A 15,515-nucleotide genomic window follows, 5' to 3' on the forward strand; every position below is an offset into this window, starting at 1 on the left:
CTCGCGATAGGCCCACTATCGCTCCGGTTTGCGCCTAGCCTGACACGAAAATACACCATTTCTGAAGCTCCATTATTTACGAAACACTACACTAGCAATTTATGACGCGCCGTTTTTCTTGCGCTGAGCCAGATCGCTAGTCAACGCAGCGAATTGCTGATACAGCCCGGCGGCCTGCGGTTGCCATTCCTGGACCGCCTGATATTGCCTGGCGACAGTAGCCATGTCGCCGCGCGCAATGGGGCCGGTAAGGGCGGCGGCGGGGCCGAGACGGAAGGCGTTGGCCGCGCTTTCCGACAGCAATGGCTCGATCAGCTTCAAGGCGAGCTCGGGTGCTATTCCGGCCGCAACGTAAGCCTGTTGCGCGATGTCGATCAGCGTCACCTGGTAGTTGGAAGCGAAGACCGCCGCAGCGTGGTACAGGGTTTTTTGCTCGCGATGGATACTCACCAGCTGCGCGCCGATGGCGTTGAACGCCGGGCCGAGGACGGCGAGGGCGGCGGCATCGCCTTCGCTGCCGCACCAGGTGCCGGCGAAATGCTCGGCGACCTGTTGCGGCACGGCGAAACTGCGGATCGGGTGGATGCTGGCGACAGCGGCGCCGCGTTCGGACGCAGCTGCCAGTTCGAGCGACGACAGGGCGCCGCTGCAATGGAACACGATGCTGCCTGGCTGCAGTTTGCCGGCGGCGGCGAGGGCGTTGCAGCAGGCGGCGATCTGGTCGTCGCCGGCTGCGATCAGGTAGACGTCGGCGTTGCGCAGGCCGGCGCAGGAAGCCGCTGCGCTGCCGGCGCCGATGAAGGCGCTGGCTTCTTGCGCGCTGGCGCTCGAGCGGTTCAGGATGTCGAGCAGGGTAAACGTCCGGCTGTCGTGCCACAGCCGGCCCAGGGTGCGGCCAAGCTTGCCGCAGCCGATGATGCTCAGGGTAGGCGCGTTTGCGCCTAGTTGCCCAGTTGCTCCAGCGCTTCCTGCTGTTCCAGCCATTCCGCCTCCAGTTGCGTCAGTTCCTTGGCATAAAACGCCTGATCGGCGAGCAGCGCCGCCAATTCCTTTTTCTTGTCTTTATCGTAGATTTCCGGATCGGCCAGGCGCGTATCGACAGTATGCTTCTGCGCGCCGCGTTTGGCGATCTGTTCGTCCAGGCGCTTGATGCGCGCTTCGATAGGCTTCTTCTGCGTTGCCAGCTTTTGCCTGGCTTCCGCTTCCGCGCGTTTCTGTTCGCGGCGGTCGGCGTTGTCGACTGCAGCAGCTGCCGCCGGCGCCACCGCGCTGGCGATGGTGGCCTTGCTGCCGGCTTTCGGCAGCGCGTTAGCAGTAGTCCCGGCGGTCGCGCCGTTCTTGGCCGCCAGCTTGGTCTTGAACAGCCAGTCCTTGTAATCGTCGAGGTCGCCGTCGAACGGTGCTACCTTGCCGTCGGCAACGATGATGAACTGGTCGGTGGTGGCGCGCAACAGATGGCGATCATGGGATACCAGCACCAGCGTGCCCTCGAACTGCGCCAGCGCCATGGTCAGCGCTTCGCGGGTTTCCAGGTCCAGATGGTTGGTCGGTTCATCCAGCAGCAGCAGGTTGGGACGTTGCCAGACGATCAGGGCCAGCGCCAGGCGCGCTTTTTCGCCGCCGGAAAACGGTGCGATCGAGCTGGTCACCATGGTGCCGTTGAAATTGAAGCTGCCGAGGAAGTTGCGCAGTTCCTGTTCGCGCACGGTCGGTGCGATCTTGCCCATGTGCCACAGCGGCGATTCGTCATGGCGCAGCATTTCTACCTGGTGCTGGGCAAAATAGCCGATCGACAGGCCTTTGCCGAACTGGGCGTCGCCGCGCAGCGGCTTAAGTTCTTCCGCGATGGTTTTGATGAAAGTCGATTTGCCGGCGCCGTTGACGCCCAGCAGGCCGATGCGCTGGCCGATCTGCAGCGAGAAGTTGATGCCGGAGACGATCACCTTTTCGGTGACATCGTGGCTGGTCTCGCTTTCGGTGCGGTAGCCGGCGCTCACATCTTCCATCACCAGCAGCGGGTTAGGCGCGCTCAGCGGTACGCGGAATTCGAAAGAGAATTCGGCTGCTGCGCGCAATGGCGCCAGTTCTTCCATCTTGGCCAGCGCCTTCATCCGGCTCTGCGCCTGGCGGGCCTTGCTGGCCTGAGCCTTGAAGCGGTTGATGAACGATTCCAGATGGGCGCGCTGGCGCATCTGTTTTTCCAGGGTGCCGGCAGCCAGTTCCAGCTGCGCGGAACGCTGGCGTTCGAACGAGGAATAGTTGCCGGAGTAGCGCTTCAGCTTGCGTTCGTCGATATGCACGATGACATTCACCACGCCGTCCAGGAAATCGCGGTCATGGGAGATGATGATCAGGGTGCCGGGATAGCGCTTGAGCCAGTCTTCCAGCCAGATGATGGCGTCCAGGTCCAAGTGGTTGGTCGGTTCATCGAGCAGCAGCAGGTCGGATGGGCACATCAGCGCCTGCGCCAGGTTCAGGCGCATGCGCCAGCCGCCGGAGAAGCTGGCTACCGGCTGGTCCATTTGCGCCAGCGAGAAACCGAGGCCGGTCAGCAACTGTTCGGCGCGCGAACGCACCGTGTAGGCGTCGGCATCGGCCAGGGCGCTGTACAGCTCGCCGATCAGGATGCCGTTGGAGGTGCTTTCCGGTTCGCTTTCCAGGAACGCCAGTTCTTCTTCCAGCCGGCGCAGGGTGACGTCGCCGTCGATAGCGTATTCAATCGCCGGGCGGTCCAGTGCCGGGGTTTCCTGGGCGACGTAGGCCATGCGCCATTTCGACGGGAAATCGATCTCGCCCTGGTCGGCATGCAGTTCCCCGCGCAACAGCCCGAACAGGCTGGACTTGCCGGCGCCGTTGGCGCCGATCAGGCCGATCTTGTCGCCCGGGTTGAGGGTGACCTCGACATTGTCGAGCAATGGCTTGATGCCGCGCATCAGGGAAACTTGTAAAAAACGTATCATATTTACTATCTGCTAAGTGTCTGCTAAATATCTGCTAAATATCGTGCTCAATGAATGGCCATGCATGTCTCTGAAACGACATGCAGGTTGCGATGATCTTGCTTGCTGCTTATTTACTGTGGGCTCCGGGCTCGCGCGGGCTAGGGCAACTGGTCTGCCGTCAGCAGGAACACCATGTCGTCGCCGGCGCTGGTCGAGACCCAGGTCATTTCCAGGTCGGGGAATGCCGCTTCGGCGAAAGCGCGCTCGTTGCCGATTTCGACCACCAGCACGCCGTCCGGGGTCAGGCGCTGCTTGGCGCCGGCGACAATCTTGCGCACCAGGTCCATGCCGTCGTCGCCGCCGGCGAGGGCGATTTGCGGTTCGCGCAGGTATTCCGGCGGCAGCTTGCCCATCGAACCCGAATTGACATACGGCGGGTTGGTGACGATCAGGTCGTATTTCTTGGCCGGCACCTTGCTGTACAGGTCGGATTCGATCAGCGTGATGCGGTCCTGCAGTTCATAGTCGTCGACGTTGCGGCGCGCCACGGCCAGCGCATCGGCCGAGATATCCGCGGTATCGACGTGCGCCTGCGGGAAAGCGTCCGCCAGCATGATAGGCAGGCAGCCGGAGCCGGTGCACAGTTCCAGGATGTTGCTGACCGCCTCCGGGTCTTGCAGCCAAGGCGAGAAATGGTCCGGAATCAGTTCGGCGATGAAGGAGCGCGGCACGATCACGCGCTGGTCGACGTAGAAGCGGTAATCGCCCAGCCAGGCTTCGTTGGTGATGTAGGCGGCGGGAATGCGGTCGACGCTGCGCTTTTCGATGACTTGCAGCACGGCGTCGACTTCATGGCGCAGCAGGTGCGCATCGAAAAACGGCTCGATTTTATCCAGCGGCAGCTTCAGCGTATGCAAGATCAGGTAAGCCGCCTCGTCCAGCGCGTTGCTGCTGCCGTGGCCGAAGAACAGGCCGGCGGTGTTGAAGCGGGTCACGGCATAGCGCAGCAGGTCGCGGATGGTGGTAAAGGATTGTGGTGTCATGGCACGGATAATAAAAGTAAGGCTGGTAATGCAGCGGCTTGGACTGGCGTAGATAGCGCTTTGCAAATGTCAGGCGGATTCTAACGGAAATGCCCGGCCGAAAGGGCGCAGCCGGCTGAATAAGCCCGGTATTGGCGCGGTATTGCCGTTATTTCGGCGCTATGTTGTCAGGATTCGATCAAGACAGCATTATATCTGAGTGCGTGCAGGGCATTCCGGACATGCTCGCCGGCTTCGGTGCGCAATGCCTGCGGATCGGCTATGCGCTGGCCGTCCTTATCCTTGAATTCGAGCATTTTCTGCTGTTCTTGCTGCAGGATGAAGTCGACCAGCTGGGCCTGGGTATGGCTGCCGTCAAGTTTGGGCAGCAGCAGTTTCTGGATGATATTCAGGGGAATCCGCTGGTGCCACAGGCTGGTCGGCATGAATTCCGGGTCCAGCGCGATGTCGGCGCGGGCCGCGGCCAGGGCAAGCGGCTTTTCCGCCACGCTGTACGCGGCATCCAGCGCTTGCACCCGGTAATCGACGGCGCCGCGGATGATCAGTATCTCCATCAGTTTGACCACCGTGTCCGTATCGACTGCGGCGCTACCGTCATCCTGTTCGCGTCCCAGGCGCTGGCGGACGGCGGCGACGATCTCTGCCACGCGCATGGTGGCAGGGAAACGTTCGCCCAGCACTTGCAGGGCGACTTTGTTGACCGTTCCGGTGATCTGCAGCTGCTGCTCGCCGAGCTTGATCGACTGCCCGGCGTCGTCATGGGTGATTGCGGCGGCGCCGCTATCGACGACGCAGGCGTAATGCAGCTGGACCAGCCGGGCCGGATCCAGCTGGTACCTGATCTGGCCTTGCTGCTCGGCATGCACCAGTAGGGTGTGGCGGAACTGGCGGTTGCGCAGGAAATCCATATATTGTTCCAGCACTACCTGGTCGTTGCCGCATTCGCGCAGCAGCGGTTCGGAAATGTTGCTGCCCAGGTTGCCGACAAACATGGATTGCGTTTCGGCATCCGCCAGGTAACCGAGCTTGTGTTCGCGCGCACGCGCCATGAATTCGCTCAGGTAGCAGGGCGAGTTGTACGGCTCCAGGTATTCGTGCAGCAGGTAATAATCGTCGAACTGGCCGTTGAGCACAGTGGCATGTTGTTCCAGCACCTGGTTGAGCACGCTGCCTTTGCCGGACATTTCATGCATGAAATTGAACATGCCGCGTGCATGCGCAAGCTTGTCGGCGGGATTTTCATATTTGTTGCCGCGAAACAGCATGGCTTCGCGCACCACTTCCTTGAACTTCCAGCCCGGGTAGGTGTTGTAGCTGATGATGGCGACGCCGTCGGCCACCAGGTTTGCAGCGCAGACGCGCAAGATGGCGTCTTGCACCTGCGGCGGCACCCAGCTGTAGACGCCGTGGCAAATGATGTAGTCGAACTGGCCGAACGCCGGGCCGATGTCGGTGATGCTCATGTGATGCAGGTCGATGTTCGGCAGTCCAAGGGCGGCGATGCGGCGTTGCCCGGCCTTGATCTGTACTTGGGACAGGTCGACCCCGACATAGCGCCCGCCGGGATTTTGCTGGGCATGCGGAATCAGGTTGCCGCCGGAGGCGCAACCCAGCTCCAGCACGCGCGCATTGCCGGTGCCGGGCGGTTTCAGGTTGAACAGGGTTGCTACCGCCGCCAGGTGTTCCGGCGCGGTGGCCTTGAAAGGATGAGAGGTGTATGGCGTCGCATCGTATGCTTGTTCGACGATGTCTTTTTTGGTATCGGCCATAGCCACCTTTCTGTGAATCAATGCTGATGGGTGAGCGGCAGCCCTTAAGTCGAAGCAGGCGGCAGCAGGTTTTCCAGCGTGCGGCGGTAGATGTTTTTCAGGGGATCGATAAACTGCACTTCAACATGTTCGTCGATCTTGTGGATGCTGGCGTTGGGCGGCCCGAATTCGATTACTTGCGGACAGATCTGCGCAATGAAACGTCCGTCCGAAGTGCCGCCGGTAGTGGACAGCTCGGTGTTGATGCCGGTTTCGACCTTGATGGCGGCGGCGATGGCATCGCTCAGCGTGCCGCGCGGCGTCAGGAACGGCCGGCCGCCTACGGTCCAGGCCAGGGTGTATTCCAGGCCATGTTTATCGAGGATGGCGTGCACGCGCTGCTGCAAACCTTCGACGCTGCTGGCGGTGGAAAAGCGGAAGTTGAAATCGATGACGACTTCGCCGGGAATTACATTGGAAGCGCCGGTGCCGCCGTGGATGTTCGACATCTGCCAGGAAGTCGGCAGGTAATATTCATTGGCCTTATCCCATTTTTCGGCAGCCAGTTCCGCCAGCGCCGGCGCCGCTAGGTGGATAGGGTTTTTCGCCAGTTGCGGATAGGCGATATGGCCCTGTATGCCTTTCACCGTGAGCTTGCCGGACATGGTGCCGCGGCGGCCGTTCTTGATCATGTCGCCCAGCGTCGAACTGGAGGTCGGTTCGCCGACGATGCAGTAATCAAGCTGCTCGCCGCGCGCCTTGAGTTTTTCGCAGACCACCACGGTGCCGTCGGTAGCCGGGCCTTCTTCATCGCTGGTGATCAGGAAAGCGATGGAGCCGGCATGGTCCGGGCGGGCCAGCGTGAATTCTTCCACCGCCACCACCATCGCTGCAATCGAGGTCTTCATGTCTGCCGCGCCGCGGCCGTACAGCTTGCCGTCGCGATGGCTGGGCAGGAAGGGATCGGACTGCCATTGTTCGCGCGGGCCGGTCGGCACCACGTCGGTGTGGCCGGCAAACACCAGCAGCGGCCGTGTCGTGCCTTTGCGTGCCCACAGGTTGGTGACGTCGCCCGACTGCATGGTTTCGCAGGCAAAACCGAGCGGCGCCAGCAGTTCGATCAGGAGCGCCTGGCAGCCTTTGTCTTGCGGCGTCACGGACGACAAGGCAATCAGTTGTTCGGCCAGCGCCAGGGTTTTGCTATCGTTGCTCATTGTGGTCGTATTGGACATTTCTATCGTGTGGCGTTTTGTGCAGGCTTATTGGCCGAATTATTGGCTGAATATCTCTTGGTACAGCGCATCCGAAAAGCCGACATAGGCTTGCTTGCCGGTGAACAGCACCGGCCGCTTGATGACGGACGGCAGTTCCAGCATCAGGGGAGTGGCGCTGATGCCGTCGGTGATGCCGTTGCGGCGCTGTTCCGGCAAGCCGCGCCAGGTAGTGCCCTTGCGGTTGACCAGCGTATCCCAGGGAATGTCCTTGAGCCACGTGGTGATCAGCTCGGCGCTGACGCCGTCTTTCTTGAAATTGTGGAAGGTGTATGCGATCTCTTGGTCTTCAAGCCAGGTGCGGGCTTTCTTGACTGTGTCGCAATTGGGAATACCATAAAGTGTAATTGCCATAGATTGAATGCGGTGTGATGCGGATGTTTACAGGTCCAGCGTGAATTCGGTGAAGGTCGCACCTTCGACGCGTTCTGGTTCCGGCAGCGTCGGCACTGAATTCTTCTTGGAGCTCGGCGTGTGGTTGTTGATCAGCCAGTATAGGTTGCTCGGCGAATCGGCATGCGCCAGCGCTTCGTCCTGGGTGATGACGCCGTCGTCGATCAGTTGCATCAGCGCTTGTTCGAAGGTTTGCGAACCGGGCGCCAGGCTCTTCTCCATCGCTTCCTTGATCTGGCTGATGTTGTCTTCTTCGATCAGTTCGGAAACGTGGCGGGTGTTGAGCATGATTTCCACCGCCGGCGTGCGTTCGCCGCTAACGGTGGTGACCAGCCGCTGCGAGACGATCGCAGCCAGGGTCGACGCCAGGTCTTCCAGCAGCGCCGGCCGGTTCTCCAGCGGATAAAAGCTGATGATGCGGTTCAGCGCGCGGTAGGTATTGTTGGCATGCAGCGTCGATACTACCAGGTGGCCCGACTGGGCATAGGCCATGGCGGCCGACATGGTTTCCTTGTCGCGGATCTCGCCGATCAGGATGCAGTCCGGCGCCTGCCGCAAGGCATTCTTCAGGGCGCCGCCGAGATCGGTGGTGTCGCTGCCGATTTCGCGCTGGTTGACGATGGAACGATGATTGTGGAACAGGAATTCGATAGGATCTTCCAGGGTCAGGATATGGCCTGCCTGGGTCTTGTTGCGATAGTCCAGCATCGAGGCGATGGTGGTCGACTTGCCGGAACCGGTGGCGCCGACCACCAGCAGCAGGCCGCGCTTGCGGCCTATCAGCTCGGTCAGGGCAGGCGGCAGGCGCAGTTCTTCGAAAGCCGGGATTTCATACGGAATATAGCGGATCACGGCCGAGATGCTGCCGCGCTGGCGGAATGCCGACAGCCGGAAGCTGCCGACGCCGGGCACCGGCAAACCGAGATTGAGCTCATTGTTGCGCTCCAGTTCCTGCAAGCGCTCGGCAGACAGCACTTCCTGCAACAGCATCTGGATAGTATTGTCATCCATCGCCTGCTGGTTGACCGGGACCATCTGGCCCTTGATCTTGAGATGAATCGGCGAACCGGGCGCCAGGAACATGTCCGACGCCTCCTTCTCCTGCATCAGATGAAACAAGCGATCCATTGCCATCAAAAAAACTCCTCAATGCAAGAAAAGTGCAAATTATTATTATGAAATCGCAACAGGCTTGCGTATTTTCATACGTCAAGCCCGGTCACAGTTGAATCAGGCTTCGCGCAGCAATTCGTTGATGCCGGTCTTGGCGCGCGTTTTTGCATCGACGCGCTTGACGATAACCGCGCAATACAAGCTGTATTTGCCGTCGGCCGAGGGCAGGCTGCCTGACACCACTACCGAACCCGAAGGGATGCGGCCGTAAGTCACTTCACCGGTGGCGCGGTCATAGATCTTGGTCGACTGGCCGATGTAGACGCCCATCGAAATCACCGAGTTTTCTTCCACGATCACGCCTTCGACGATTTCCGAACGGGCGCCGATGAAGCAGTTGTCTTCGATAATGGTAGGGTTGGCCTGCATCGGCTCCAGCACGCCGCCGATGCCGACGCCGCCCGACAAGTGGACGTTCTTGCCGATCTGGGCGCAGGAGCCGACCGTGGCCCAGGTGTCGACCATGGTGCCTTCGTCGACATAAGCGCCGATGTTGACGTAGGAAGGCATCAGCACCACATTCTTGCCGATGAAGCTGCCATGGCGGGCGACTGCCGGCGGCACTACGCGGAAACCGCCCTTGGCGAAATCTTCCGCGGTGTAGTTGGCGAACTTGGTCGGGACCTTGTCGTAGAACTGCATGTTGTCGCCGGCCGGCATAGGCAGGTTGTCTTCCAGGCGGAACGACAGCAGCACGGCTTTCTTGATCCATTGGTTGACCACCCAGTTGCCGTCGGTTTTTTCGGCGACGCGCAATGTGCCCTGGTTGAGTTCGGCAATGACCTTGGCCACGGCTTCGCGGACATCGGCCGGCGCTGTCTTAGGCGAGAATTCGGTGCGCTGTTCCCAGGCCTGGTCGATAAATGCTTGCAAGGATTGAGTCATGATTATTCGTTGATTGAAAGTTTAAAAACATGGATTTGACCATGAAGACGCTTGGTAGCACATCGTCATGGTGCAATACGTAGGATCAGGCTGCCGCCGCTCAAAGTCGCAGGCTAGAGGCCGTGGCAAAACGCTGCAATGCGTTGCGCCGCTTCCAGGCATTCCTCGACTTCGGCTACCAGCGCCATGCGGATGCGTTGCCGGCCCGGATTGCTGCCATGGGCGTCGCGCGCCAGATAGCTGCCGGGCAATACCGTTACATTATATTCGGCATACAGCCGCTTGGCGAAGTCGGTATCGGAGATTGCCGCCAACTTATCCACCTTGGCCCACAGGTAAAAGCCGGCGTCGGGCAGCGCCACGTCCAGCACGGTTTGCAGCACCGGGGTGACTTGTTGAAATTTAGCCATGTATTTGGCGCGGTTTTCGACGACGTGGGTTTCGTCGTTCCAGGCGGCGACCGAAGCCGCTTGCACCGGCGGGCTCATGGCGCCGCCGTGATAAGTACGATACAGCAGGAATTTCTTCAGTATGGCGGCGTCGCCGGCGACGAAGCCGGAGCGCATGCCCGGCACGTTGGAACGCTTCGACAGGCTGGAAAAGGCGATCAGGCGCGGATAACCCTCACGGCCCAGCATGTGGGCCGCCTGCAGCCCGCCCAGCGGCGCTTCCGGCTTGAAATAAATCTCAGAATAGCACTCGTCGGCGGCGATCACGAAACCGTGGCGGTCCGACAACGCAAACAGTTCTTTCCAGTCCTCCAGCGACAGCACGGCGCCGGTCGGATTGCCGGGCGAGCACAGGTACAGCAGCTTGACGCGCGGCCAGACATCGTCCGGCACGCTGCGGTAGTCCGGGGCGAAGTTGCGGGCAGGGTCGGAATTGACGAAATACGGCTGGGCGCCGGCCAGGTAGGCCGCGCCTTCATAAATTTGGTAAAACGGATTGGGGCACATCACCAGCGCATCCTGCTGGGCCGGATCGACCACCGTCTGCGCCAGCGCAAACAGCGCCTCGCGCGAGCCGTTGACCGGCAGGATCTGGCTGGCCGGATCGAGCGGCGGCAGGCCGTAGCGGCGCTCCAACCAGCCGGCAATCGCCGCTCGCAAGGGTTCGGCGCCTACGGTGCTGGGATAGCTCGCCAAGCCGTTCAGGTTGTCGGCCAGGGCTTGCTGGATGAACTTCGGCGTCGGGTGCTTGGGTTCGCCTATTCCCAGGCTGATGGGCTTGTAAGCAGGATTGGGCGTGACGTCGGCGAACAAGGCGCGCAGTTTTTCAAACGGATACGGCTGCAGCCGGTCTAGTAATGGATTCACGTGTTTAGTAACGGATGAATAACAAAGGTGAAATGGGTGGAATCGCAATGATTACGCTGTTTGCATTATATACAGAAGTGCGGCTCTGATCGTCAGAAATGGCTGACTTCTGCCCGGGCAGAGGGCAAATTTAACCCGGCCGTCACTGACAACTTGAAATATGAGCATTGGCCTTATTTTGCGGCGTTGTTTCCCATGCAATAAATAAAATTCGATAGACTGGGTTTTCGCCGCTTTGCCATACCTTTATCAGCGCCGTGCGCTTGTCCGGCAGTCTAAGTCTGCCGGCAGCCAGGTGCGTCACTTATCAGCCAGGCCTGCCATGATTTCCCCTGCACTTAGCGATGCCGCACTGATTGCCGATATCCGGCAGCTGATTGACGCCGCCCGCCGGCGCGCGGTGCAGACCATCAACGCTGAACTGAGCTCGTTGTATTGGCAGGTAGGGCGGCGTATCCATGCTGAAGTGCTGGGCGGCAAGCGGGCCGCATACGGCCATCAGATCCTGCACAACCTGGCCGCTGAACTTACCGCAGCTTATGGGCGTGGCTGGAGCGAAAAACAGTTGCGGCATTGTCTCCGCACTGCGGAGAGATTTGAGCTGGACCCATATCAAGGCGTTGATCTATATCGACGACGAGCTGAAGCGCAGTTTTTACATCGAGCTGTGCCGGCTTGAGCACTGGTCCTCGCGCCAGTTGCAGGAGCGCATGAATGCCATGCTGTTTGAACGCAGCACGCTGTCGAAACAGCCTGACAAAATCATTGCACGTGAAGTAGCCCAGCCGCGGCAGACGGGGCAGGTGTTGCCGGCCTTTTTACTGAAAGACCCCTACCTGGTGGATTTTCTCGGACTGCAGGATCGTTATCTGGAAAAAGACCTGGAGAGCCTGGAGAAGCATGCCTGACCGGTATCAATCCCGGAAATGCCGTCCATGCTCGCAGCGGCACATCGGTGTAATTCGTTTTCCCATCAAAAAATGACCTTCCTTCCACCTGATTAACACTAAGGTAACAATCATATTTCACGCTTGTGATCGCCATCCATATCGCATATATGGCAGGGTGGAATGTTATGATGTCGACCTCCTGCGAGGTTTTTCCTCGTTTTTATAGTGTGAAGCATGGCGGCTGCTTTTTTGCCGACTTTGATAAGAACAGTCGATAACGTGCGTCTAACCTCCATTAAATTATCAGGATTCAAGTCTTTCGTCGATCCAACCAATTTCCAGGTCCCCGGCCAGCTGGTCGGCGTGGTGGGACCTAACGGTTGCGGCAAGTCCAATATCATCGATGCGGTGCGCTGGGTCTTGGGAGAATCCAAGGCTTCCGAGCTGCGCGGCGAATCGATGCAGGACGTCATTTTCAACGGCTCCTCGCACCGCAAGCCGGCTGGCCGCTCGTCGGTCGAACTGGTGTTCGACAACGGCCTCGGCAAAGCCGCCGGGCAGTGGAGCCAGTATGCCGAAATCGCCGTCAAGCGCACCCTGACGCGCGACGGCACTTCCACTTACTACATTAACAACCAGGCGGTGCGCCGGCGCGATATCCAGGACATCTTCCTGGGCACCGGCCTCGGCCCGCGCGCTTACGCCATCATCGGCCAGGGCATGATCTCGCGCATCATCGAGGCGCGTCCGGAAGAATTGCGGATTTTCCTGGAAGAGGCCGCCGGCGTTTCCAAGTACAAGGAACGCCGCCGCGAAACCGAGAACCGCCTGAACGACACCCGTGAAAACCTGGTGCGGGTCGAAGACATCCTGCGCGAGCTCAACGCCAACCTGGAAAAGCTGCAGTCGCAGGCCGCGGTCGCCCAGAAATTCCATGAACTGCAAGGCGACCAGGAAGAAAAGCAGAAACTGCTGTGGCTGCTGCGCAAGAACGAAGCCAAGACCGAGCAGGAAAAGCATTTCCGCGACATTGAAAAAGCGCAGCTCGAGCTGGAAGAACAGACCGCCAAGCTGCGCCATGTGGAAACCGAGCTGGAGCACATGCGCCAGGCGCATTACGCCGCCGGCGACCGCATGCACCAGGCGCAAGGCCACTTGTACCAGACCAATTCGGAAATCGGCAGCCTGGAAGCGCAGATCAAGTTTGTCATCGAGTCGCGCAACCGCCTGCAGTCGCAGCTCAATTCCCTGACCGCGCAGCGCGACCAGTGGCAGCGCCAGGGCAGCCAGTTCCAGGACGACCTGGTCGAGGCCGAGATGCACCTGGAAGAACTGGCGGCGCGGGTCGAGCAGTCGCAAGTGGCGTCGCAGCATCACAACGACCAGTTGCCGGCGCTGGAGCAGAGCTGGCGCGAGGCGCAGCTGAAAAGCACCGAGTCGCGCGGCAAGATCATGCAGATCCAGCAGCAGATCGAACTCGAATCCACCCATCAGCGCAATGCCTCGAATATCCTGAATGGCCTCGCCAGCCGGCGCGAACGCCTGGCGCAGGAAAAAAACGGCTTGAACCTGCCGGACAATGCCCACCTGACCAACCTGCGCATGCAGCTGGAAGAGAAGCAGGCCGGGCTGGAAGAAGTCGGCATGCAGCTGGAGGAAGTGCAGGAACAGCAGCCGCGCCTGGAAGAAGAGCGGCGCAATGCGCAACAGCAGGTCAATACCGAAAGCGCCAACAACGCCCAGCTGGAAGCGCGCCTGACGGCGCTCAAGCAATTGCAGGAAAGCGTGCAGACCGAAGGCAAGGTGCAGCCTTGGCTGCAAAAGCACGAGCTGGCAGGATTGCCGCGCCTGTGGCAAAAACTGCATATCGACGGCGGCTGGGAAACAGCGTTGGAGTCGGTGTTGCGCGAGCGTACGTCGGCATTGGAAATGTCGAACCTGGATTGGGCCAAAGCCTTCTTCAACGATGCGCCGCCGGCCAAGCTGGCCCTGTTCTCGCCGAACGGCATAGCGCCCATCGACAATATCGAAACGCCCGCCGGCCTCAAGCCTTTCCTGAGCCTGTTGCAGCTGAACGATCCGGGTTTGCGGGTCTTGATGCAGGACTGGCTGCACAATTTCTACGCCGCCGACGATACCGTGACGGCTTTTGCCGAACGCAGCAAACTGCCGCTGGGCGCCAGTTTCGTCACCCGCCAGGGCCACGTGATCAGCAAGACCGGCGTGCGTTTCTATGCTTCCGATTCGGAACAGGACGGCATGCTGGCGCGCCAGCAGGAAATCGAAAACATCACCAAGCAGCTGCGCGCGCAGCAGATGCTGGCCGACGAAGCGCGTTCGCGCTCAGTGCGCGCCGAAGCAGCGCTATCGCAGGCTACCCAGCGCCTGCAGGAAATGCGCCTGCGCCATGCCGGCCTGACCCAGGCGGTGCATGGCTTGCAGATCGATGTCATGAAATTGTCCGAACTGCAGGAACGCTTCAACCAGCGCAGCTCGCAGATTGCTGCCGACCTGGCTGAAATCGCCGCGCAGGAAAGCGAGCAGCAGCAGGTCAAGATGGAATCGGAAGCCAAGTTCGAACAGCTCGACATGGAACTGGCCGAGCTGCAGGAAAAGCACGAAGACGGACAAACCGATTTCCTGGGCAAGGAGCAGCAGCTCAACGAAGCGCGCCAGCGCCTGCGCGAAATGGAACGCGCTGCGCAAGAAGCGGAATTTTCAGAGAAATCCCACCGCAACAAGATCGAAGAACTCAAGCGCAGCATCGCTACCGCGCTGGAACAGGCTGCGCAGCTGTTCGCCAACATGCAGCAGGGCCATCTGGAGCTGGAAAGCCTGGACGACCAGGCGGCGCAAGCCGGCCTGCAGGATTTGCTGGACAAGCGCAGCGAACAGGAGCGTGCGTTGGCCGATACCCGCCACGAGCTGGACCAGGTGTCGCAGAACTTGCGCCAGCATGAAGAAACACGCTTGCAAGCCGAGCGCAGCCTGCAGCCGCAGCGCGACCGCATCATGGAATTGCAGCTGAAAGAGCAGGCCGCGCGCCTGAACCAGGAACAATACGTGCAGCAGTTGCTCGAAGCGCAGGCCGACGAAGCTGCCCTGAGCGAGAAGCTGACCGCGGAAATGCGGCCATCGTATCTGCAGGGTGAGGTTACCCGCCTGACCAATGCCATCGCAGGCCTGGGCGCGGTCAACCTGGCGGCGCTGGATGAGCTGGCGCAGGCGTCGGAGCGCAAGAATTTCCTGGATGCGCAAAACGCCGACCTGACCGAAGCAATCAATACGCTGCAGGATGCGATCCATAAGATCGACAAGGAAACCCGCGACCTGCTGCAAGATACCTTCGACAAGGTCAACCACCACTTTGCCGAGCTGTTCCCGATCCTGTTCGGCGGCGGCCAGGCCAAGCTGATCATGACCGGCGACGAAATCCTCGACTCCGGCGTGCAAGTCATGGCGCAGCCGCCGGGCAAGAAGAATGCAACGATCCACCTGTTGTCCGGCGGTGAAAAGGCGCTCACCGCGACCGCCCTGGTGTTTTCGATGTTCCAGCTGAACCCGGCGCCGTTCTGCCTGCTGGACGAAGTGGATGCGCCACTGGACGACGCCAATACCGAGCGTTTCTGCAATATGGTGAAGCGGATGTCGGCCAATACCCAGTTCCTGTTCATTTCGCATAACAAGATTGCAATGGAAATGGCGCAGCAGCTGATCGGGGTGACGATGCAGGAGCAGGGGGTGTCGCGGATCGTCGCGGTCGATATGGAAGCGGCGCGCAGTTTCGCCAGCGACGCCGTCGCTGCATAAGGTTAAAACAGGCTGCTCCAACTGGCCAAAATGCCATGCTTGGA

The 15,515-nt window shown here is 60.2% G+C and carries 10 protein-coding genes and 1 pseudogene; 2 read left to right on the top strand and 9 right to left on the bottom strand.

What is annotated here, in order from left to right; genetic code table 11:
- Positions 1-99: 99 nt before the first annotated feature.
- The 9 genes from CFU_RS06615 to dapC form a co-directional block, all read right to left on the bottom strand.
- Positions 100-984 carry a Rossmann-like and DUF2520 domain-containing protein gene (locus tag CFU_RS06615; protein WP_014005268.1) on the bottom strand — a complete coding sequence of 295 codons (885 nt, stop codon included), beginning with the start codon at positions 982-984 and terminating at the stop codon, positions 100-102.
- Complete coding sequence (locus CFU_RS06620; protein ID WP_238531409.1) at positions 942-2,960, bottom strand: ATP-binding cassette domain-containing protein; 2,019 nt, start codon at positions 2,958-2,960, stop codon at positions 942-944. The genes CFU_RS06615 and CFU_RS06620 overlap by 43 nt, the downstream gene beginning before the upstream one ends.
- Before the next feature lie 140 nt (positions 2,961-3,100).
- Positions 3,101-3,985, bottom strand: a complete 885-nt coding sequence (gene prmB, locus CFU_RS06625) for a 50S ribosomal protein L3 N(5)-glutamine methyltransferase (protein WP_014005270.1) — start codon at positions 3,983-3,985, stop codon at positions 3,101-3,103.
- A 167-nt stretch (positions 3,986-4,152) separates the two neighbouring features.
- The gene (locus tag CFU_RS06630; RefSeq protein WP_041741412.1) at positions 4,153-5,754 is read right to left on the bottom strand and encodes a methyltransferase regulatory domain-containing protein; all 1,602 of its coding nucleotides are present in this window, start codon (positions 5,752-5,754) and stop codon (positions 4,153-4,155) included.
- 44 nt (positions 5,755-5,798) lie between these two features.
- Positions 5,799-6,947 carry a succinyl-diaminopimelate desuccinylase gene (gene dapE / locus CFU_RS06635; RefSeq protein ID WP_041741413.1) on the bottom strand — a complete coding sequence of 383 codons (1,149 nt, stop codon included), beginning with the start codon at positions 6,945-6,947 and terminating at the stop codon, positions 5,799-5,801.
- Positions 6,948-7,004: 57 nt separating this feature from the next.
- A complete protein-coding gene (locus CFU_RS06640; protein WP_014005273.1) occupies positions 7,005-7,358 on the bottom strand; it encodes an ArsC family reductase in 354 nt (117 codons plus the stop codon).
- A 27-nt stretch (positions 7,359-7,385) separates the two neighbouring features.
- A complete protein-coding gene (locus CFU_RS06645; RefSeq protein WP_041741414.1) occupies positions 7,386-8,531 on the bottom strand; it encodes a PilT/PilU family type 4a pilus ATPase in 1,146 nt (381 codons plus the stop codon).
- Between the two features lie 96 nt (positions 8,532-8,627).
- A complete protein-coding gene (gene dapD / locus CFU_RS06650; RefSeq protein ID WP_014005275.1) occupies positions 8,628-9,455 on the bottom strand; it encodes a 2,3,4,5-tetrahydropyridine-2,6-dicarboxylate N-succinyltransferase in 828 nt (275 codons plus the stop codon).
- A gap of 113 nt (positions 9,456-9,568) precedes the next feature.
- Positions 9,569-10,771, bottom strand: a complete 1,203-nt coding sequence (gene dapC, locus CFU_RS06655) for a succinyldiaminopimelate transaminase (RefSeq protein WP_041741415.1) — start codon at positions 10,769-10,771, stop codon at positions 9,569-9,571.
- Between the two features lie 322 nt (positions 10,772-11,093).
- Between dapC and CFU_RS23720 the strand changes: the two are divergent.
- Both CFU_RS23720 and smc read left to right on the top strand, forming a co-directional pair.
- Positions 11,094-11,679 (top strand): annotated as a pseudogene (locus CFU_RS23720) (DUF1016 N-terminal domain-containing protein).
- 261 nt (positions 11,680-11,940) lie between these two features.
- Entirely contained in the window at positions 11,941-15,471 is a 3,531-nt protein-coding gene (gene smc / locus CFU_RS06665) for a chromosome segregation protein SMC (protein ID WP_041743079.1), read from the top strand.
- Positions 15,472-15,515 lie beyond the last annotated feature (44 nt).

The organism is Collimonas fungivorans Ter331, from assembly GCF_000221045.1.
GTDB lineage: Bacteria > Pseudomonadota > Gammaproteobacteria > Burkholderiales > Burkholderiaceae_D > Collimonas > Collimonas fungivorans_A.